This window comes from Bacillus sp. AK124 (assembly GCF_053903085.1).
On record NZ_CP096378.1, the window covers coordinates 377,091 to 397,026 of the forward strand.

At 47.8% G+C, this 19,936-nt stretch carries 20 protein-coding genes; 14 read left to right on the top strand and 6 right to left on the bottom strand.

What is annotated here, in order from left to right; all coding sequences use genetic code 11:
• Nucleotides 1–55: 55 nt before the first annotated feature.
• Nucleotides 56–901: a lipoate--protein ligase family protein gene (locus M1E06_RS01800; RefSeq protein ID WP_023857041.1), complete on the top strand. Its 846-nt coding sequence runs from the start codon at nt 56–58 to the stop codon at nt 899–901.
• A gap of 169 nt (nt 902–1,070) precedes the next feature.
• Here M1E06_RS01800 and M1E06_RS01805 read toward each other — a convergent pair whose 3' ends face one another.
• Both M1E06_RS01805 and M1E06_RS01810 read right to left on the bottom strand, forming a co-directional pair.
• Entirely contained in the window at nt 1,071–1,400 is a 330-nt protein-coding gene (locus tag M1E06_RS01805) for a YjdJ family protein (protein WP_023857042.1), read from the bottom strand.
• A 166-nt stretch (nt 1,401–1,566) separates the two neighbouring features.
• Nucleotides 1,567–2,355, bottom strand: coding sequence for an RsfA family transcriptional regulator (locus M1E06_RS01810; protein ID WP_023857043.1), 789 nt, complete (start codon nt 2,353–2,355; stop codon nt 1,567–1,569).
• Between the two features lie 219 nt (nt 2,356–2,574).
• Here M1E06_RS01810 and M1E06_RS01815 point away from each other — a divergent pair, with 219 nt between their 5' ends.
• The 4 genes from M1E06_RS01815 to M1E06_RS01830 all read left to right on the top strand — a co-directional run bounded on the left by M1E06_RS01815 (nt 2,575) and on the right by M1E06_RS01830 (nt 5,862).
• Nucleotides 2,575–2,799, top strand: coding sequence for a DUF1450 domain-containing protein (locus M1E06_RS01815; RefSeq protein ID WP_003186096.1), 225 nt, complete (start codon nt 2,575–2,577; stop codon nt 2,797–2,799).
• 239 nt (nt 2,800–3,038) lie between these two features.
• Nucleotides 3,039–4,337, top strand: coding sequence for an HD domain-containing protein (locus M1E06_RS01820; protein WP_023857044.1), 1,299 nt, complete (start codon nt 3,039–3,041; stop codon nt 4,335–4,337).
• A 30-nt stretch (nt 4,338–4,367) separates the two neighbouring features.
• On the top strand, nt 4,368–4,871 hold the full coding sequence (locus M1E06_RS01825) for a YwgA family protein (RefSeq protein ID WP_023857045.1): 504 nt from the start codon (nt 4,368–4,370) through the stop codon (nt 4,869–4,871).
• A 184-nt stretch (nt 4,872–5,055) separates the two neighbouring features.
• The gene (locus M1E06_RS01830; protein WP_025810626.1) at nt 5,056–5,862 is read left to right on the top strand and encodes a zinc-dependent metalloprotease; all 807 of its coding nucleotides are present in this window, start codon (nt 5,056–5,058) and stop codon (nt 5,860–5,862) included.
• Between the two features lie 42 nt (nt 5,863–5,904).
• On the opposite strand, the gene M1E06_RS01835 is transcribed toward M1E06_RS01830, so the two are convergent.
• Nucleotides 5,905–6,090: a 2-hydroxymuconate tautomerase gene (locus M1E06_RS01835; protein WP_020453307.1), complete on the bottom strand. Its 186-nt coding sequence runs from the start codon at nt 6,088–6,090 to the stop codon at nt 5,905–5,907.
• Nucleotides 6,091–6,176: 86 nt separating this feature from the next.
• Here M1E06_RS01835 and M1E06_RS01840 point away from each other — a divergent pair, with 86 nt between their 5' ends.
• The gene (locus M1E06_RS01840) at nt 6,177–6,860 is read left to right on the top strand and encodes a site-2 protease family protein (RefSeq protein WP_031305130.1); all 684 of its coding nucleotides are present in this window, start codon (nt 6,177–6,179) and stop codon (nt 6,858–6,860) included.
• Nucleotides 6,861–6,872: 12 nt separating this feature from the next.
• On the top strand, nt 6,873–7,388 hold the full coding sequence (locus M1E06_RS01845; protein ID WP_023857048.1) for a YwhD family protein: 516 nt from the start codon (nt 6,873–6,875) through the stop codon (nt 7,386–7,388).
• Nucleotides 7,389–7,449: 61 nt separating this feature from the next.
• Here M1E06_RS01845 and M1E06_RS01850 read toward each other — a convergent pair whose 3' ends face one another.
• Nucleotides 7,450–9,522, bottom strand: coding sequence for a transglycosylase domain-containing protein (locus M1E06_RS01850; RefSeq protein ID WP_023857049.1), 2,073 nt, complete (start codon nt 9,520–9,522; stop codon nt 7,450–7,452).
• Nucleotides 9,523–9,890: 368 nt separating this feature from the next.
• On the opposite strand from M1E06_RS01850, the gene speE reads away from it, so the two are divergent.
• The 4 genes from speE (at nt 9,891) to argS (ending at nt 13,899) form a co-directional block, all read left to right on the top strand.
• Nucleotides 9,891–10,721 carry a spermidine synthase gene (gene speE, locus M1E06_RS01855; protein ID WP_023857050.1) on the top strand — a complete coding sequence of 277 codons (831 nt, stop codon included), beginning with the start codon at nt 9,891–9,893 and terminating at the stop codon, nt 10,719–10,721.
• Between the two features lie 54 nt (nt 10,722–10,775).
• The gene (gene speB, locus M1E06_RS01860) at nt 10,776–11,648 is read left to right on the top strand and encodes an agmatinase (RefSeq protein WP_023857051.1); all 873 of its coding nucleotides are present in this window, start codon (nt 10,776–10,778) and stop codon (nt 11,646–11,648) included.
• Nucleotides 11,649–11,803: 155 nt separating this feature from the next.
• Nucleotides 11,804–12,232: a DUF1934 domain-containing protein gene (locus tag M1E06_RS01865; RefSeq protein ID WP_023857052.1), complete on the top strand. Its 429-nt coding sequence runs from the start codon at nt 11,804–11,806 to the stop codon at nt 12,230–12,232.
• Nucleotides 12,229–13,899, top strand: a complete 1,671-nt coding sequence (argS, locus tag M1E06_RS01870) for an arginine--tRNA ligase (protein ID WP_023857053.1) — start codon at nt 12,229–12,231, stop codon at nt 13,897–13,899. Before M1E06_RS01865 ends, argS begins: the two co-directional genes overlap by 4 nt.
• 85 nt (nt 13,900–13,984) lie before the next feature.
• Here argS and M1E06_RS01875 read toward each other — a convergent pair whose 3' ends face one another.
• Together M1E06_RS01875 and cls are read right to left on the bottom strand one after the other, a co-directional pair.
• The gene (locus M1E06_RS01875; RefSeq protein WP_023857054.1) at nt 13,985–14,251 is read right to left on the bottom strand and encodes a hypothetical protein; all 267 of its coding nucleotides are present in this window, start codon (nt 14,249–14,251) and stop codon (nt 13,985–13,987) included.
• Between the two features lie 73 nt (nt 14,252–14,324).
• A complete protein-coding gene (gene cls / locus M1E06_RS01880; protein ID WP_026580253.1) occupies nt 14,325–15,515 on the bottom strand; it encodes a cardiolipin synthase in 1,191 nt (396 codons plus the stop codon).
• Between the two features lie 149 nt (nt 15,516–15,664).
• Here cls and M1E06_RS01885 point away from each other — a divergent pair, with 149 nt between their 5' ends.
• From M1E06_RS01885 to M1E06_RS01895, 3 genes are all read left to right on the top strand, one after another.
• Nucleotides 15,665–17,779 carry a (Fe-S)-binding protein gene (locus tag M1E06_RS01885; protein WP_023857056.1) on the top strand — a complete coding sequence of 705 codons (2,115 nt, stop codon included), beginning with the start codon at nt 15,665–15,667 and terminating at the stop codon, nt 17,777–17,779.
• A 97-nt stretch (nt 17,780–17,876) separates the two neighbouring features.
• On the top strand, nt 17,877–19,055 hold the full coding sequence (locus tag M1E06_RS01890) for an acetyl-CoA C-acetyltransferase (protein ID WP_023857057.1): 1,179 nt from the start codon (nt 17,877–17,879) through the stop codon (nt 19,053–19,055).
• Nucleotides 19,056–19,071: 16 nt separating this feature from the next.
• A complete protein-coding gene (locus M1E06_RS01895; RefSeq protein WP_023857058.1) occupies nt 19,072–19,935 on the top strand; it encodes a 3-hydroxybutyryl-CoA dehydrogenase in 864 nt (287 codons plus the stop codon).
• The last annotated feature ends 1 nt before the right edge of the window (nt 19,936 follow it).

The window sequence follows — 19,936 nt, forward strand, 5'->3', positions numbered from 1 at the left end:
TAAATGGTATAATGGATGTTGGCTGAAATGCATAACGAAAGGGTTTACAATATATATGGCAAAGCAACCGATTGATCTACTCATCCAGCCGAAATGGAGAATTATTGACCAATCCAGCCTCGGCCCATATTTTGATGCAAAACAATCATTTGCGATAGATGATACGCTGTGCGCTTCTGTCGGAAAGGGGTTGTCTCCGGCGACGGCGCGTTCCTGGGTGCACCATGACACGATCGTGCTCGGAATTCAGGATACAAGGCTTCCTTATTTACAAGACGGGATTTCATTGCTTGAAGAAGCGGGCTATCAAGTCATCGTTCGCAATTCCGGCGGACTGGCCGTCGTTTTGGACAGCGGGGTTTTAAACGTTTCGCTGATTTTTCAGGATAAGAAAAACGGAATTGATATCGACCGGGGCTATGAAGCGATGTTTGAGCTCGTTAAGCGAATGCTGTCATCCTATGACGCAGCAATCGAAGCCTATGAAATCAAAGGCTCTTACTGTCCGGGGAGCTTTGATTTGAGCATCGGGGGAAGGAAGTTTGCGGGAATTTCCCAGAGGCGGCTGAGAGGCGGAGTGGCTGTTCAAATTTATTTATGCGCTGATCAAAGCGGAAGCGGTCGCGCTGAGCTGATCAAACGTTTCTACGACACCGCATTGAAAGACATGCGCGGGAAAACAAAAGCCATTTATCCCGATATTCGCCCGGAAACGATGGCTTCGCTCTCTGAGCTTCTCAATGAAGACATCTCGGTGCAGGACTTGATGCTCTTGCTTCTGACACAGCTGAAAGAGCTGGGCGGGGAGATTTATCAAGGCCCCCTCACGCCCGCAGAAGAAGAAGCCTATGAAAAAAACCTCGTCCGTATGATTGAGCGGAATGAAAAAGTTTTTGGATAGAAGAAGAGCCTCTGCGCTCCCGTTATATTCGTTGCCAGGCATGCTTAAAGCGGCGAAAAACCGCGGCTGCCTCTAGCGGATTGAGAAAATGCTTCATAGACGGCAAAATCCTAAAACGGTTGAACGTTTCAGGATTTTGTCACACTTCACCGCTTCCGAAGCGGTTTTTTTATGCTGCGCTCAAAGCGCTTTTTCGTTTTACATATGTTTTGATGAGAAGATAAGCCGCCAAAGCGATGATATACGCCAAACTGACAGCCATTAAAATTACGGTTGCCGGCGTATGCTTGGCCGCGTAGACGAAAAAATCAAGCTGGGAAATATCGTGTGCGTATTTTATGGAGTCCTCTCCATAGAGCAGTTTTGTAAACTTGGCTGTATATTTCCACTCCCACGGCACCTTTAAAAGCTCGCTGCCTTGATACCAGCTTGCCAATGCAGAAAACAAAAACAAAAGGGCTGCCGTGCCTAACTGAACCGCATATAAAACAAACTTCATCGAATACCCCGCCTTATAAATTGCTATCCCTATTATGAAATTTTTGTCATATGAAAGCAAGCCGCAGAGGTAAAAAATACCCCCTTTTTTCAAGAAAGGGGTATCAGCGTATCGGCATTTTTTATGCGTTTTCAGTTCTGTCTCTTTGCCGCACCCTCTGAAAGCGCTATTCAGCCATTTTTTCTAAATTGCCGTTCCGGTCCATTTTGAAGGCGGGCGCAGCGTGTTCGTCTTCTTCGAATAAAACTAGTTTTCTTGCACGGTTCATAATTTTTACGAGCGTTTCGTAGTCTTCCTGGATGGTCGACTGGTCTTTTTCCAGCTTTTTGACTTCAGCTTCAAGCTTTTCAACTTTTTTCGTCAGCTCTTCATTTTCCTGTTTTAAGCGGTCATTTTCCATTTTTAAAGCGGCAGTCTGTGCTTCGTTTCCTGTGTAGTTTTGCAGGAAGCGGATCACATCATCGATCGTCATGTCTTTCGATGAATCGGCTGAATGGCCTGCCTGCGGCTGGTTTGGCGATAGAAGGTGCGATAAACTAGCTAACTCTTCTTTAAAGCTCTCATCAACATAAGGCAGATGCTCGCTGGCGATCGGCTGCTGTTCGCTCGAATCGGCGGTTGCTTTCTGCTGCTCAATGACGCTTTCTGCAGGCGGTTCAGCCTCTGTTTCGACAGGCGGCTTGTATAATAAGCGTTTTTTCGCCGGCTGGCCGTTTCCAAGGGCGCGCATTCTTTGCTTCCTTTGTTTTTTAGCCAGTTGCAATGCTTTTTCGTATTGGTGGCGGACAACCGCGTTCCATCTAAAACCGCAGGCGGCTGATGTCCTGTTCAGTCTGTCTCCGACTTCCTCGAAGGCGTTCAGCTGTGTGCTGCCTTCTCTGACATGCCGCAATACCGTTTCAGCAAGCAGTAAATCATTCTCTTCAGACCAAGCGTCTTGTCTTTGTTTCATCACTTCTCAACTCCCATTGTCAGTATTGGTATTAGATTGTCCATTTTGGAAAATATTTATACAAGTTTGCTAAAAGAATAGGAACTGATTTTTTTAGCGCGATCCTTGCAGGAATGAAAGAATCCTTGTAAAATGAAGGATGGTGTCATTTTTTATCAAAGTTCGGCACGGTTGAATGCCTTTCATAAAGACAGATGAACAAAACGAAAGGAAGCGTATGAAATGGCTAATGAATTTCGAGTATGCGACGATTGTCAGGCCACTAATTTAAAGACGCTTTTGCCCCGTCTGAAAGAAATCGATCCGGATGCAAAAGTGGAAATCGGCTGCCAGTCTTACTGCGGGCCGGGACGAAAAAAATCGTTCGCGTTTGTCAATAATCGTCCGCTGTCAGCTCCTGATGAAGACGAGCTGATCGAAAAAGTGAAAAAGAAACTCAAAAAATAACCGCCTCCCTAACGGGTCAGGCGTTTTTGCTTGTTTGCCGGCTTTTTTGCAGTCTGGAACAAATAGCCGGGTAAATTCAAGGATGTTTTCAAAAAAGCAGACTCGATATAATAGAAACAGACCTAAAAGAAAACAAGCAGATCGGGCAATACTTACAATATACATTTAGTTCTCCGAAGAAAAAGAGACGGATGGGCAGCGATCAGTTTGCCTCACGTTTGAAAAAAAGAGGGACAAAAATGGCGTATCCAAACGGAAAATTATCAGAAGAAAAAGTGTTTAAAGACCCTGTTCACCGCTATGTCCATGTACGGGACAAGCTGATATGGGACTTGATCGGAACCCGTGAATTTCAGAGACTGCGCAGAATCAAACAGCTTGGAACGACCTATTTGACGTTTCACGGAGCCGAACACAGCCGTTTCAACCATTCTCTCGGCGTCTATGAAATTGTCAGAAGAATGGTTGATGACGTTTTTAAAGGCAGGGAGGAATGGGATGACAGCGAGCGTGATCTGTGCCTTTGCGCCGCATTGCTGCACGATTTGGGGCACGGCCCGTTTTCCCATTCGTTTGAAAAGGTCTTCCGGCTTGATCATGAAGATTTTACGAGAGCGATCATTTTAGGCGATACAGAAGTTAACCAGGTGTTAAACAAGGTGAGCCCGACGTTTGCAAAGGATGTCGCTGAGGTCATCGCGAAAACCTATCAAAACAAGCAGGTCGTCAGCCTGATCTCAAGCCAGATTGACGCTGACCGCATGGACTATCTTCAGAGAGACGCCTATTATACCGGCGTCAGCTACGGCCATTTCGATATGGAGCGGATCCTCCGCGTGATGCGGCCGCGCGAAGACCAAATCGTGATTAAGCAAAGCGGAATGCATGCCGTTGAGGATTATATTATGAGCCGGTACCAGATGTACTGGCAGGTCTATTTCCATCCTGTGACAAGAAGCGCGGAAGTGATTTTGACGAAGATTCTTCACCGTGCAAAGCAGCTTCATGAGGAAGGCTATGTTTTCACGTATGCGCCCGTGCATTTTTATTCTATTTTTGAAGGCAATGTCACATTGGAAGATTATTTGAGTCTTGATGAAGCAATCATTCTTTATTATTTTCAGGCCTGGGAAAAAGAAGAGGATGAGGTTTTGTCTGATTTATGCCGCCGGTTTATCAACCGCAGGCTGTTCCAGTATGCGGAATTCAATCCGAATGAGGAAATGGCGACTTACTTTGAACTGACCGCCTTGTTTAAAGAATCAGGGATTGATCCCGATTATTACCTTGTGGTGGATTCGTCCTCAGACCTTCCTTATGATTTCTACAGACCGGGGGAAGAAGAGGAGCGCCTCCCGATTCAATTGCTGACGCACAACGGCCAGATTAAGGAGCTGTCGCGGCAATCCGATATTGTCGATGCGATATCAGGCAAGCGGAGAACGGACCATAAGCTGTATTTCCCGCTCGATTTAATCGAAGGATTGCCTGACGGCCGTCATGCGAAAAGAATGAAAGAATTGCTCGGACTGATATAGAAAGAAAAGGATGAAGGAGATGGCGGAGATTTGTTAAAAGAACATGCAAAGCTGATGAAGGTCTTCTCGGATTCGGGGGAGATTGTCGGGCGGAAAAAGCTGCAGAAAATCATTTATATCGCAAAGAAATTGGAGCTTCCCTTTTATGAAAAGTATGATTTTCATTTTTACGGGCCCTATTCAGAGGAGCTGACGCTTCAAGTCGAAGAACTTTGCAATCTCGGATTTCTTCATGAAGTCAAAGAAAAAAAAGGCGGCTATTATCAATACCGCTATTCGCCCACTGAAGCGGGAACGCAGTTTTTGAGCCAGTGTGAGCTGGATATGCGGGATATTAAAGCCTATATAGACGACGTGAACGGCCAGTCATCGCGCTTTTTGGAACTGGTGTCGACGATTCTGTATTTTGAAGGACTGGAGCAGGAAGAGATCAGAGAAAAAGTGTTTACCGTAAAAAGCAAGCAGCGGTATACGGACGAAGAATTCGATGAAGCCGTCGCTTACATAAAAAAACTCAGAGACCTTTGTTCATAAGCCTGCCGGAAAACGGTAGGTTTTTTGTTTTGTTTTATTGTAAACATTTTGGAATTTTTGTGGGGAAATAGAAAGGAGCAGTAAACAGAACGCGTGTAATATTTCCTCTTTTTGGATGAATTGAAGGAATTTTTAGATAACTAGCAGAATCTTTCTTTCGTTCAAAAAAAGGAGGGAATTAGCAGTGAAAAAGCGTTCTATATTCTTATCTCTATTACTTTCCGTCAGTCTCATCCCCGGTTTGACGGCAGGCGCCGCCAAGGTTGACGGGCACGATCATGAACACGGCCATGAAGTAAAAGGAACTCATATCGATTCTTTGCCTAAGGCGAAAGACTTTAAAGACTTGAAAGGAAAAGTTCAAATAGAAAGAACGGTCAATACGAAAATATTGGATGAGAAAGGAAATGTGACGGGAACAAAAACGTTTAAAAAGAATACGAGCAAAGGGACATTTTCAACCCAGGCAGGCACGGGCAGTCAGAAAGTGAGCGTCCTGGCCGTGGCTGACGCTCAGTATCGCGCGAAATACAGCGATTGGCAGACGAGAATCGTCCAAATTATTGAGCAGGCGGATGTCATGTTCAACAGGGACCACGATATTGATTTTGTTGTCGAAGCCGTGGCGCCTTGGACTTCTTCAGGCAGCAACAGCTCTCAAATTCTATCAAACCTTCAGAGCAATTTCAGCGGGCGCAGCTATAAATTTGTCGTCGGATTTACGGCGAACAGCAATTTTGACGCCGGCGGCATCGCATACGTATACAACAGCAAGCCGAACGGCAGCGCCTTCAGCGTAAACCTCGACCAGGGAACGGCCAACACGGCAAAAGCGGCGACCCACGAATTTTCCCATAACTTCGGCTTGAACCACGATGCGCAAGGAAGCGGAATCCGCTGCATTATGAACTACGACTACGCCTACACGGTCGATGTCTGGGATTCGGCTCACAATAGCCAGATCACAAGAAATAAAGCTTGGTATAAATAATAAAAACGGCGTCCCGCATGTAAGCGGCAGACGCCGTTTTTATTACATATCGCTCATTCGTTTGCCGGCGACACCGTAGTTTTCCTTTTTCATTTCCTCAATGATGACCGCGATTTTTTCTGCAGGTGCGCCTGTTGTTTCGGAGACGGCTTCGGTCACTTTTTTCACCAGATTTCTTTTTTGATCATCTGTGCGGCCTTCCAGCATTTGAACCGTTACGTACGGCATATGTTCTCCTCCTCCTTTTAAAAAATGGCTGCTTACTTTAGCATCAGCTGCTCTTATAGTATACTGGAGATAGTAAATCTTTGTATATGAGAAAGAGGGAAAGCCACATTTTAGACCGTTTTCTTATTTATCCGCTGGAAATGATTCCGTATGTTGTTTTGACACTTGCTGCCGCATTCACTGTGCATGAGGTCGCCCATGCATATGTGGCATACAAATTCGGTGATGAGACGGCCAAACGGCAGGGCAGGCTGACGCTCAACCCGCTCAAGCATCTTGATCCGTTTGGAACGATTTTGATCTTTATTTTGGGATTCGGATGGGCAAAGCCGGTGCCCGTTAACCGCTTTTATTTTAAAAATCCGAGGCTGGCCGGATTTCTCGTGTCAATCGCAGGACCGATCAGCAACCTGATCCTTGCTTTCATCGGTTTTATATTGCTGCTTTTGTCCGTGAAGCTGTCCGGGACGCTGCCTTCCAGTTTTTACAGCGGCTTGCTTCAATTTTTTACGATTTGGGTGAATCTCAATCTGCTTTTATTTCTGTTTAATTTAATGCCGTTCCCGCCCCTTGACGGTTTTCGGGTTATACAGGATGTGGTCGCCCCCGATGTGCGGGCGAAGCTGTCGAAATATGAAGCGTACGGCTCGATCGTGTTTCTGATCATCGTCATTACGCCGCTTGGCCAATATGTATTCTGGCCGTTTTTGAATGAAGGGCGGGAATATATCATCTCGATATTTAACAGCGTTTTCCGGCCGCTGATGTAGGAGGTATTTTTGATGGAACAAGGAAAAAAGAAAAAAACAATCGGATTCAATATTATTAAAAGCGATCCGACGGACGGACACGGGGGATTTGGTGCAGGGGCTTTAAGCCTTGACAACATCTCGCCTGTCTTTGTCGATGTCGAAGAGAAAGAAGCGTTTGTTGATATCGGCGCCATGCACGCCCGCAGCACGGTTGAAAAAGGAATCAAATTTTTGCCGAACAAGGAAGAGGTGCCGAACGGAAAACCTTACTGGCTGGTGTGGGTTACGATCGACCGCAGGGAAGAAGGCCCTTATTATGCGGGGGTGACGGCTTGCGAAATGACGGTGGACAGAAGCATCCGCCGCGGCTACAAATCGCTTCCGGAGCACGTGAATTTAATGGATAAGTCGATGAAGCGGAAGATTATCGTCGAGCACATGGATGAAAGTTCCAAGCGCGTTCTGGCCAATTTTCTGAAAAATCATGATCAAGGGCTTTGGGACCGTTCATCAGACGAGCTGAAAAAGGGATTGCTTCAGCAATAGGAAAAAAACCCCCCGGACCGCCGTGAAGTCCGGGGGGTTCGTCTATCCCGCCCAAAAAAGTTTATTCTTCTTTTTTAAACCATTTTTCCCACCACTTTTTCCGCTTGTGGGGAGCGGCGGGTTTTTCGCGCCCGGCTTTTTGATCCTTATAGATTTCTTTTCCGTAGCAAACCTGCTCGGGTTCAGTACCTTCGATAAAATAAGCGAAATATTTGGACGGACAGCTGGGCGCCGCCGCATAGCCTGTAGCAGGGTCAATATACATCCCTTTCACGCCTTCCGGCGGCTTTAAAGTTGCGGCGGGCGCGTTTTCAAGCGCTTTTTCCATAAATTTGGCCCAAATTTGTTTGGCATAGTTTTTCTCTGCGACGGCATCGATTGTCCGCTCTTTGTCATATCCCGTCCACACGCCTGAAGCAAGGCCGGGATAAAAGCCGATCATCCAGCTGTCGGTGCTGGTCGTTCCCGATTTTCCGGCGTATGGGCGCGTCAGCTGATCTGCGATCGTCCGCCCGGTAACAGATGTATAGCCGTTGAGTGATTTGTCGAACATTCCGCTCATCATGTTGGCCGTGATAAAAGCCGCTCTTGGGTCAAGGATTTGTTTGCTTCGCTTCGGCTTTTCGTAAAGAATCTCCCCGTTCGAATCGGTAATTTTCGTAATAAAGGAAGGTTCGATTTTTTTTCCGCCATTGGCAAACATGGCGTATCCATTCACCATTTCAAGCGGCTTCACGGGGGATGTTCCGAGCGCAAGCGACGGCACTTTTTGCAGCGGGCTCGTGATGCCGAATTGTTTTGCAGCATCAATCAGTTTGTCCATGCCGAGGAAAAGGTGCGTTTTCACGGCGTAAATGTTATCGGACAAAGCCAGGGCCTGAAGAAGAGTGATCGGGCCGTCTGCGTAATAGCCGTGATAGTTGCTCGGCGAATAAGCGCTGCCTTGCCCGAGCTCAAATGTCGTTTCCGCGCTCCTCATCCGGGTGGCCGGCGTAAAACCGTTTTGAACAGCCGAATAATAAAGGAAAGGCTTCATGGTGGAGCCGGGCTGCCGCATAGCCTGGGTTACGCGGTTAAACGGGCTTTTTTCGTAGTCGCGTCCTCCGACAAGCGCAAGAACGCTGCCGTCGGACGGATTGATCGCTGTAAACCCTGCCTGAATGTCAGATGACGAATCAATCGTGCGTTCGATCGTGTCCTCGGCAATTTTTTGGAGACGCGGGTTGAGCGTGGTGAATACGTTGTAGCCGCCGGTTTCTGCTTGCTCCGGTGTCAAATGCAGCAAGCGCGCGATTTCTTTAACCGCTTCGTCATAAAAGTACGGAGCGGTTTTAGCGGTTGTTTGCTTATCCTGTTTTTCAAAGCGGAGCGGCAGTTTTTTCAGTTCTGCCGCCTGCTTTTTCGTCAGCTTGTTTTCTTTCTCCATCATTGTCAGGATCATTTCCTGGCGTTCTTTCGCCTTTTTTTCATTAACAAAAGGCGAATAAACGGAAGGACCCTTTGGAATGCCGGCAAGCATCGCAGCTTCCGCCGCATTGATATCCTTGGCCCGTTTGCCAAAATACATCCGGGAAGCAGCTTCGATTCCGTAGGCTCCATGCCCGTAATAAATCGTATTTAAATAGCCTTCCAAAATATCTTTCTTTGTGTAGTTTTGTTCGAGCCGTATCGTATAAAAAGCTTCATTCCACTTTCTTTTCCATGTTTTATCGTGGCCGAGGTAGAGGTTTCTCGCATATTGCTGTGTAATGGTGCTGGCTCCCTGAACTTTGGACATCGCCTTTAGATCGGCGATGAGGGCGCCGCCCATCCTCATATAGTCGAAGCCGTGGTGCCGGAAGAAGTTCCGGTCTTCAACGGCAAGTGTGGCATCGATGACGGCGGGATTGATGCTTTTCAGCGAAACCCAGTACCGCTTTTGCCCGTAATGCGTCTCTCCCATCTGCTTTCCGCTTCCGTCATACAGCACGGTAGACCTCGGCACCTGAATCGAAGGAGCGCCTTGCCATTTGGCTGCCAGGACCACCGTCATGACAACGATTGAAAGGAAGATCAGCATCAATGCTCCCATGAACAAAAATGCGCGTATCGTCTTGATAGTTAAACGGACCCGCTTGTCCGTCATCATGTCCATGTTCAAATCTCCTCCCGGATAAATAAATGTTCTTATCATTATGAGGAAAAAGAGGAGGGTTTAAACAAGCGGGAAGGAAAAAACCGCAGACCCTCTAGGAGGCGATTAACAGAGCAACCGGAGGAATCCTCAGTTTTGGCAGTCGCCGCTGCAGAATAAGCTTATGTACATCTGTGGCAAGCTCAGCCCAAAACGGCCGTCGGGAATGGAATGACTCCTGAAAATGAATCGATCCGTCTTTACAATCACCTGCAATTCCTCTATACTTTTTCCTTAGGCAAAAGCCGATGCTTCAGTGCAGAATAATCGTCGCCGCAGGCGAGAAAAATAGATGGAAATACAGCTTATCACGAAAGGAAGATGACGCTTTGAGCGGACTTTGGTACACAGAGAAGCAAACGAAAAACTTCGGCATTACGATGAAAATCAACAAGACTTTACATACAGAGCAGACGGACTTTCAAAAGCTCGAAATGGCCGAGACGGAAGAATTCGGCAACATGCTGTTTCTTGACGGCATGGTCATGACATCTGAAAAAGATGAATTTGTCTACCACGAAATGGTGGCGCATGTGCCCCTGTTTACGCATCCGAACCCTGAGCATGTACTTGTGGTTGGCGGCGGAGACGGCGGCGTCATCCGTGAAATTTTGAAGCATCCGAGCGTCAAAAAAGCGACGCTTGTCGATATCGACGGCAAGGTGATCGAATACTCTAAGAAATTTTTGCCTTCCATTGCAGGCAAACTTGACGATCCGCGCGTCGAAGTAAAGGTCGATGACGGCTTTATGCACATTGCAGAATCTGAAAATGAGTACGATGTCATCATGGTCGATTCAACCGAGCCTGTAGGGCCGGCTGTCAACTTGTTTACAAAAGGCTTTTACGCCGGCATAGCAAATGCGCTAAAGGAAGACGGCATTTTTGTTGCTCAGACGGACAACCCTTGGTTTACACCTGAACTGATCACTAACGTTCAGCGCGATGTAAAAGAGATCTTTCCGATTACAAAGCTGTATTTGGCCAACATTCCGACATATCCAAGCGGATTGTGGACGTTTACGATCGGTTCGAAAAAATACGATCCTCTTGAAGTGGAGGACAGTCGCTTCTTCGATATTGAGACGAAATACTATACAAAAGAAATTCATAAAGCGGCATTCGTCCTTCCGAAATTCGTCAGCGATTTAATCAAATAAAACAGTTTGGCGCAGGATGGTATTCTGCGCTTTTTTTCAGGGAGGTTTTTGAAGATGAGATTTGATGAAGCATATTCCGGCAAGGTGTTTATCGCAAGCCGCCCCGATTGGGAAGAGGCGGACGCCATCCTTTACGGCATGCCGATGGATTGGACGGTCAGCTACCGTCCCGGATCGCGCTTCGGTCCGGCGAGAATCCGCGAGGTGTCCATCGGGCTTGAAGAATACAGCCCTTATTTGGACAGGGAGCTTGACGAGGTTCATTTCTTTGATGCCGGCGACATCCCGCTGCCTTTCGGGAACCCGCAGAAGAGCCTCGACATGATTGAAGAATATGTTGACAGCATTTTAGAAAAAGGAAAATTCCCGCTCGGAATGGGAGGAGAGCACCTCGTTTCATGGCCGGTCATTAAAGCGATGTATAAAAAATATCCCGATCTTGCCATCATCCATATGGATGCGCACACAGATCTCCGCGTCGACTATGAAGGAGAGCCACTCTCGCATTCGACGCCGATCCGCAAAGCAGCGGAACTGATCGGTCCCGGCAATGTCTATTCATTCGGCATCCGCTCCGGTATGAAAGAGGAGTTTGAATGGGCAAACGAAAACGGTATGCACATTTCCAAATTTGAAGTGCTTGAGCCGCTTAAATCCGTCCTGCCGAAACTCGCAGGGCGTCCGGTTTATGTAACGATTGACATCGATGTCTTAGATCCCGCTCATGCGCCGGGAACCGGTACGGTTGACGCCGGAGGCATCACATCAAAAGAGCTGCTCGCTTCGATTCACGAAATCGCCCGCTCAGACGTCAACGTCGTTGGAGGAGACCTGGTTGAGGTCGCTCCGGTCTACGACCATTCGGAACAAACCGCAAATACGGCAAGCAAGCTGATTCGCGAAATGCTGCTCGGCTGGGTGAAATAAACAGGCTGTCCTTTTTCGGGACGGCTTTTTTCTTAGAAAATGGTTTATCTTCCCGTCCGTTCTGTTAAGATGGTATAAAGGAGCAGCGGTTGAACTTTTTTTCCCGAATGATTATACTAATCAAGTCAAATCGGATCAAAAAAGGAAGTGTCGGAATGAACCAGGAGACACCCGTTAATATCCATGTGAAATCTGTTATCCGGGAAGGATCGGACACGGAAACGATCGAGTTCCGGACAACTGGGTTTTATTATATGAAAAAAGATAAAATATATCTTTCTTATCATGAAGAGCATGATGCGGGAAAGGTGAAGACGATCGTAAAAGCAAGCGAAAACGAAGTTCTGGTGATGCGTTCCGGCGCCATTGAAATGAAACAGCGTTTCAGGCCGGGCAGCCGCACCGTCACTCATTATAAAATGCCTTTCGGCAGGCTCGAGCTTGGCGTGGATACAAAATCCGTATCAGTCACCCGGCAGCCGCCAGACGGAAAGATCAGCGTTGAGTACGATATGATTGTAAGCGATGAACAAAAGCATTTACATATGATGTCGATTTCGTATAGAGGAGGACACGAGTCATGAACATAGTCGAACAAATGAAAGATGTGCTGAAGCAGGAAATTAAAGAAGCTGTCATGAAAGCCGGCCTCGCCGCAGAAAGCGAGATTCCCGAAGTCGTATTGGAAGTCCCGAAAGACAAGTCGCATGGAGACTATTCCACTAACATGGCGATGCAGCTGGCGAGAATCGCCAAAAAAGCGCCGCGGAATATTGCCGAGGAAATCGTCGCATCCTTTGATAAAGGAAAAGCGTCGATCGACAAACTTGATATCGCAGGACCGGGTTTTATCAATTTCTACATGAACAATCAATATTTAACGAAGCTCATTCCGGCTGTGCTTGAAGCAGGAGAGGCCTACGGTGAAACAAATATCGGAGGCGGAGAACGCGTTCAGGTGGAATTCGTCTCAGCAAACCCGACGGGCAACCTGCATCTTGGACATGCCCGCGGAGCCGCTGTCGGAGATTCTCTCTGCAATGTACTTGAAAAAGCGGGGTATGAAGTGAGCCGCGAATATTACATCAACGATGCCGGCAATCAAATCAACAACCTCGCATTATCCGTCGAGGCCCGTTACTTTCAGGCGCTTGGAAAAGACAAGCCGATGCCTGAAGACGGATATCACGGCGAAGACATTAAGGAAATCGGCCGAAAGCTCGCCGATGAATTCGGCGACCGTTTTGTTCATGAAGAAGAGAGCGAACGCCTCGCGTTTTTCCGTGAATACGGCTTAAAGTACGAATTAGGCAAACTTCGTGAAGACCTCGAGAATTTCCGTGTCCCATTTGATGTCTGGTACTCAGAGACATCGCTTTACCAAAACGGAAAGATCGATCAGGCGCTCGAAGCCCTTCGCGAAAAAGGGCACATCTATGAAGAAGACGGGGCGACATGGTTCCGCTCGACGGCGTTCGGCGATGACAAAGACCGCGTCCTGATCAAAAAAGACGGGTCCTACACGTATCTTCTGCCTGACATCGCTTATCACAAAGACAAGCTTGACCGCGGCTTCCAAAAGCTGATCAACGTATGGGGAGCGGACCATCACGGCTATATCCCGCGCATGAAAGCGGCCATTGAAGCGCTCGGTTATGACAAAGAAACGCTTGAGGTCGAGATCATCCAGCTCGTCCATCTCTACAAGAACGGCGAAAAAATGAAGATGAGCAAAAGAACCGGAAAAGCTGTGACAATGCGCGATCTCATTGATGAGGTCGGCCTTGACGCGGTGCGTTACTTCTTTGCGATGCGCAGCGCCGATACGCACATGGACTTTGATCTTGACCTGGCTGTCTCCACATCGAATGAAAACCCGGTTTACTACGCGCAGTACGCTCATGCGAGAATTTGCAGCATGCTGCGACAAGGCGAAGAAAAAGGTATTTCATTTGAAGGGAACCTTGACCTGACGAAAATCGCTTCTGAAAAAGAGTATGATCTGCTTAAAGTGATCGGCTCGTTCCCTGAGGCTGTCGCCGATGCCGCAGAGAAGCGGATTCCGCACCGCATTACAAACTATATTTTTGAATTGGCATCTGTGCTCCACAGTTTTTACAATGCTGAGAAAGTTCTCGATCCGGCAGATGAAGAAAAAAGCCGAGCGCGTTTATCATTGATGAAGGCAACACAAATCACATTAAATAATGCACTCAAGCTGATCGGCGTATCAGCTCCTGAAAAAATGTAAAACGAATCCCCCGTCCTTTGAACGGGGGATTTTTTCTTGATTTGGTGAGGAGGCGTCTCACACAAGGAAGGTCCGTCGCCTTCCCTTATTGAACTTGAGCGTCAGAAAGAATCGATTGTGCTTTTCTTACTAACTCCTGCGCCATCTTCCCTTCGATGACAATCAGGCACTCATTTTCGCGATTGGCCATTCTGAACATTTCCAGTTCAATTAAATCTTTAATTTTGCACATTGTTTTTCTTGAGCATATATATAGCTGATGTCTGGCTGAGCGGCAAAGTCTGTACAGCTCAATCAAGTTTTTTAATGTCATCGATTGTGCGCGGAGCTTAATCGACTCTGCTTGGTTCATCATATATCCCTCCGTATGTAATCATCACTTTGGTGAAATGTTACCCGCATGTTATGCAGGATAAACGTACGATTCATAAAAAATATGAAATCGATTTCGCCAGCCATTCGATGGGCCGCTGCATCACCGGCCGCTTCGCATACCGCTCCTTTGTCAGAAGCTCGGCGTGTTCAATACTTTCCTTGACGACGTCAAAGAATTGTTTTGTCCAGTCTTTATCATGGATGACGACATTCACTTCATCATTGAGAAACAGGCTTCGATTGTCAAAATTTGATGTTCCGATCATCACATGCCGGTCGTCGACGATCAATGCTTTTGCATGATAAAAGCCTCTGTAGTACCGGTAAATATAGCAACCCGCCTCCAAAAGTGCGGGAAAGTTCGTGTAGGCGGCCTCTTTGACAAGCGGATGGTCGGCTTTCATCGGCACGAGAACCGAGACGATCACGCCTCTTTCCCTGGCTGAAAGAACTGCTTGCTGCAAAGCCGGACTCGGAATATAGTACGGCGTGCAAATCATGATTCTTTCTTTTGCCTGATCAATAAATGAAATGTATTTTCCTTCCAGAGAAAACCCTTTTGTCGCATGTATCGAATGGGTGACAGCTCCTTGATGGAGCGGCGGGAACATACCGCTGTCCGGCTGTGATAGCGGCGCTTCTCTATTGAAGTCTGATAAAAAAATGTGCTGCAAGTCGGCAACACCTTCCCCCGTCATTCGCAAATGGTAATCCTTCCACGGGCCGAATTCCGCTTTTTTACCAAGGTATTCTTTCGCAATGTTAAATCCGCCCACATAGCCGATCTTTCCGTCTATGACGGCGATTTTCCGGTGATTTCTTGCATTCAGTCGATAAAAGAAATAAGGGAAGCCCGGATTGTTGACAAAAAAAACGTGCGCTCCGCTTTGTTTCAAGTCTGACAGCGTTTTTTTCTTTACCTTCATCGCGCCGATCCGGTCAATCAGCAAGCGTACGCATACGCCGGCTTTCGCTTTATCCTTCAGCATTTTTAAAAATTCAAGGCTGATATCATCGTTCTTCACAATATAAAACATGACATGCACCGACGATTCGGCCTGGCGGATGTCATCCAGCAGCCGCTCACACAAGTCTTCTCCGTTATGAATCAGTTCAATATCGCTTTTCTTCTCTGAAAAAACGGGTTCGTAGGCTTTCCTTTCAAAGGCTTTGCGGCCGAAACGGAAATCGAGCGCAAGAAGCAGGATGAGAAAACATACCATAATCATAAGCGGCACCAATGAAGACACTCCCTTTTTTCGTGTAAAGAATAGTGTCCCCCTAATTTCCTGCATTTATGAAAACATATTGACTGAACACTCATTCATTATTTAAGATAAAGGTAGTTCAAGGGGATTTAAGGTTGGGGAAATGAAAGGGGGAGCAGCTGATGAATGTCTTATTGTGGTTGAATTTCATTGCGTTTTTAGGTGTAACCGCTTACGCCGTTTATCTGTTTGTCTACTTGATCCGAACGAGAATCAGTTACATCAGGCTCGGACAAAAAGAGGATTTTGATAAGCGGACGAAGGAGCGCCTTCAAAAGATATGGGAGAACGTGTTCGGCCAAAAGAAACTGCTTAAAGATAAAAAAAGCGGCATTATCCACGTCATGTTTTTTTACGGCTTTATTCTCGTTCAGTTCGGAGCGATCGATTTTATTTTGAAAGGGCTCGTTCCCGATCAAGGACTTCCGCTTGGCAGCGTCTACCCGGCGTTTACGTTTTTTCAGGAAATCGTCACGTTGATGATTTTAATTGCGGTGGTCTGGGCCTTTCACAGGCGCTATATTGAAAAACTCGTCAGACTGAAGCGCAATTTGAAGTCGGGGATCGTGCTCATGCTGATCGGCGGCTTGATGTTTACCGTTTTACTCGGAAACGGTATGAACATGATCTGGCATGAACATTCATTATCATGGCACGAACCGATGGCATCAGGCATCGCTTTTGCCCTCGGCTTCATGGGAGAAACCGCCTCAGCGGCAGTGTTCTATGCGGCATGGTGGGCGCATCTTCTTATCTTACTGACATTTTTAGTCTATGTGCCGCAGTCAAAGCACGCCCACTTAATTGCCGGACCGGCAAACGTATTTTTCAGCCGGCTGACAAACCCGGGAAAGCTTCAAAAAATCGATTTTGAAGATGAAACAAAAGAAACGTTCGGCGTCGGACGGATCGAGGAATTCAGGCAATCCCAGCTGATCGATCTTTACGCGTGCGTTGAATGCGGGCGCTGTACCAATATGTGCCCGGCTACCGGAACAGGCAAGATGCTTTCGCCGATGGATCTGATTTTGCGGCTCAGAGACCATTTGACAGAAAAGGGAGCAGCAGTAACATCGAAAACGCCTTGGGTTCCCGCGCCTCTCTTTCAGCATACGAAAGGCAACCAGCTGGCCATGGCGGCGGGAGGAGAAGGATCAAGAGAAGCGGCTGCTTCAGAGCTATACAATCCGAGCTTAATCGGCGACATCATCACCGAAGAGGAAATTTGGGCATGCACAACGTGCCGGAATTGTGAAGATCAGTGCCCGGTCATGAATGAGCACGTCGACAAGGTCATCGATCTCCGCCGCTATCTCGTGCTCACAGAAGGAAAAATGGATGCAGATGCCCAGCGCGCCATGACGAGCATTGAAAGACAGGGTAACCCTTGGGGATTAAACAGAAAAGAACGCGAAAACTGGCGTGACATGAGAGACGACGTTAAGGTGCCGACAGTGAAAGAAATGAAGAAAAAAGGCGAGGCCTTTGAATACCTGTTCTGGGTCGGGTCGATGGGATCGTATGACCGGAGAAGCCAGAAGATCGCCATGGCTTTCGCGCGCCTTCTCAATCAAGCCGGGGTCACGTTCGCGATTTTAGGCAATAAAGAAAAAAATTCAGGCGATACGCCGAGGCGGCTTGGCAACGAGTTTTTATTCCAGGAGCTTGCCGCAAAAAATATTGAAGAATTTGAAAAAAATGATGTTCGAAAAATTGTAACCATCGATCCGCATGCATACAATATTTTTAAAAATGAATATCCTGATTTTGGTCTGAAAGCGGAGGTGTATCATCATACAGAAATTCTCGCTGCCCTTATTGAAGAAGGAAGGCTGAAACCTGAGTTTCCGGTTCGCGAAACCGTCACCTTTCATGATTCATGCTATTTGGGCCGCTACAATGAGGTTTACGAACCGCCGCGCGATATTCTGCGCTCCATTCCGGGCATCCATTTAGTGGAAATGGAACGCAGCCGTGAAAACGGAATGTGCTGCGGAGCGGGGGGCGGTCTCATGTGGATGGAGGAAGAGACGGGCACAAGGATCAACGTTGCCAGAACGGAGCAGGCGCTCAGCGCTTCACCTTCTGTCATCAGTTCGGGCTGTCCGTATTGTTTGACGATGCTAGGCGACGGAACAAAAGCCAAGGAAATGGAGGATCAGGTCGGCACCTACGATGTGGCGGAGCTGCTTGAACGCGCCGTATTCGGCTCAGAACAAAAAGAACATGCTTCATAGACGGATTTCAGGTTTTGAATAAAGAAGGTGTGAGCCGGATCTCCGCCTTCTTTTATCTTCGGTATGCACAAATCATGATAAGGGGAGAGGATGTCAGGTGGCGAGATCGGTTATTGCAGGCGGCGCGCGCACGCCTTTTGGAAAACTCGGGGGCGCGCTTCAGTCAAAGACGGCAGCGGAGCTCGGCGGAATCGCCGTAAAAGAAGCATTAAAACGTTCCGGTGTACATCCTGAGGATGTCGATGAAGTCATTATGGGTTCCGTTCTTCAAGGCGGACAGGGGCAGCTGCCGTCGAGACAGGCTGCGCGTTTTGCGGGACTGCCGTGGGATGTCAAAACGGAAACGATTAATAAAGTGTGCGCTTCAGGTTTAAGAAGCGTCACAATGGCGGATCAGATCATCCGGGCCGGTGATGCGGAGGTCATTGCAGCAGGAGGTATGGAATCGATGTCAAATGCCCCTTATTTGCTTCAAAAAGCGAGATGGGGGCTGAGAATGGGAGACGGAGCGGTTAAAGATTTGATGATCACAGACGGGCTGACATGCTCATTTACGGGTGTTCATATGGGCTCCTACGGAAATGCCGCTGCGAAAGAGTTGGAGATTGCAAGAGAAGAACAGGATCGATGGGCGCTCAGGAGCCACATGCGGGCCGTACAGGCTGCAGCTTCAGGTGCGCTCGGAGAAGAGATCGTCCCTGTTTGTATACCGCAGAAGCGGGGCGGCGAATTAACGGTTGATCAAGATGAAGCTCCGCGGCGCGATACGTCATTGGAAAGGCTGTCACAGCTTGCTCCGGTTTTTGACCACGACGGGACAATTACTGCGGGAAACGCGCCGGGGGTAAATGACGGAGCATGCTCGCTTATCGTGATGAATGAAGACAGGGCAAAGGAACTCAATGTGAATGTGTCCGCCGTCATTAAAGCGCACACATCCATTGCAGTCGAAGCCAAAGACTTCCCGAAAACCCCAGGGCTTGTCATCAGAGAACTGCTTAACAAAACCGGAGCTGAGCTTTCTGATATCAAACTGTTTGAAATCAATGAAGCGTTCGCCGCGGTAGCTTTGGCAAGCGGAAAGATCGTGGGCCTTGACATGGAGAAGGTCAATGTCAACGGCGGCGCCATCGCGCTAGGTCATCCGATCGGCGCGAGCGGGGCAAGAATCATTTTGACGCTTATGTACGAATTAAAACGGCGCGGCGGCGGTACAGGTATTGCTGCCATTTGCAGCGGCGGCGGTCAGGGAGACGCCGTGATGATCGAGGTATAAAAAAGGGGGAGTTTAAATGAAAAAAGACACGATCATGGTCATCGGAGCCGGCCAGATGGGGGCCGGGATCGCCCAGGTCTCTGCCCAGGCCGGATACAATGTTTACATGTACGACGTATCACCTGACCAAATTGAAAAGGGAATGAAGCGCATTTCCGGCCAGCTAGTCAGACAGGCGGAAAAAGGCAAGCTTCCGCATGGAGACGTACAGCAAATCTACCAGCGTCTTTCTCCTTCGGCTTCGCTCGACGATGCGCGGGAAGCTTTTCTCATCATTGAAGCGGCTGTTGAGCAAATGGATGTAAAAAAAGAGATTTTCAAACGGCTTGATGAAGTGACCGAAGACTCAGCCCTATTGGCATCAAATACATCGTCATTGTCGATTACGGAACTCGCTTCCGTCACGAAAAAACCTCAAAATGTCATCGGCATGCATTTTATGAACCCGGTTCCGGTCATGCAGCTTGTCGAGGTCATCAGGGGGCTTGAGACGAGCGGCGAAACATATGAAACCGTCGTGGCTGCGGCGGAGCGGATGAACAAGGTTCCGATCGAGGTGCGGGATTTTCCGGGATTTATCTCCAACCGCATTTTAATGCCGATGATTAACGAGGCGGTTTTTGCGCTTTATGAAGGCGTCGCCGAGAAAGAAAGCATAGACGGAATCATGAAGCTTGGCATGAACCATCCGATGGGCCCGCTGGCTCTCGCTGACCTGATTGGTCTGGATACGTGTCTGTATATTATGGAGACGTTGCATGAAGGTTTTGGCGATGATAAATACCGGCCTTGTCCGCTCCTTAAACAATATGTCAGCGCAGGACGTCTCGGAAAGAAAACGGGCAGAGGGTTTTATACGTACGAAAAGCAGCCGACATAAG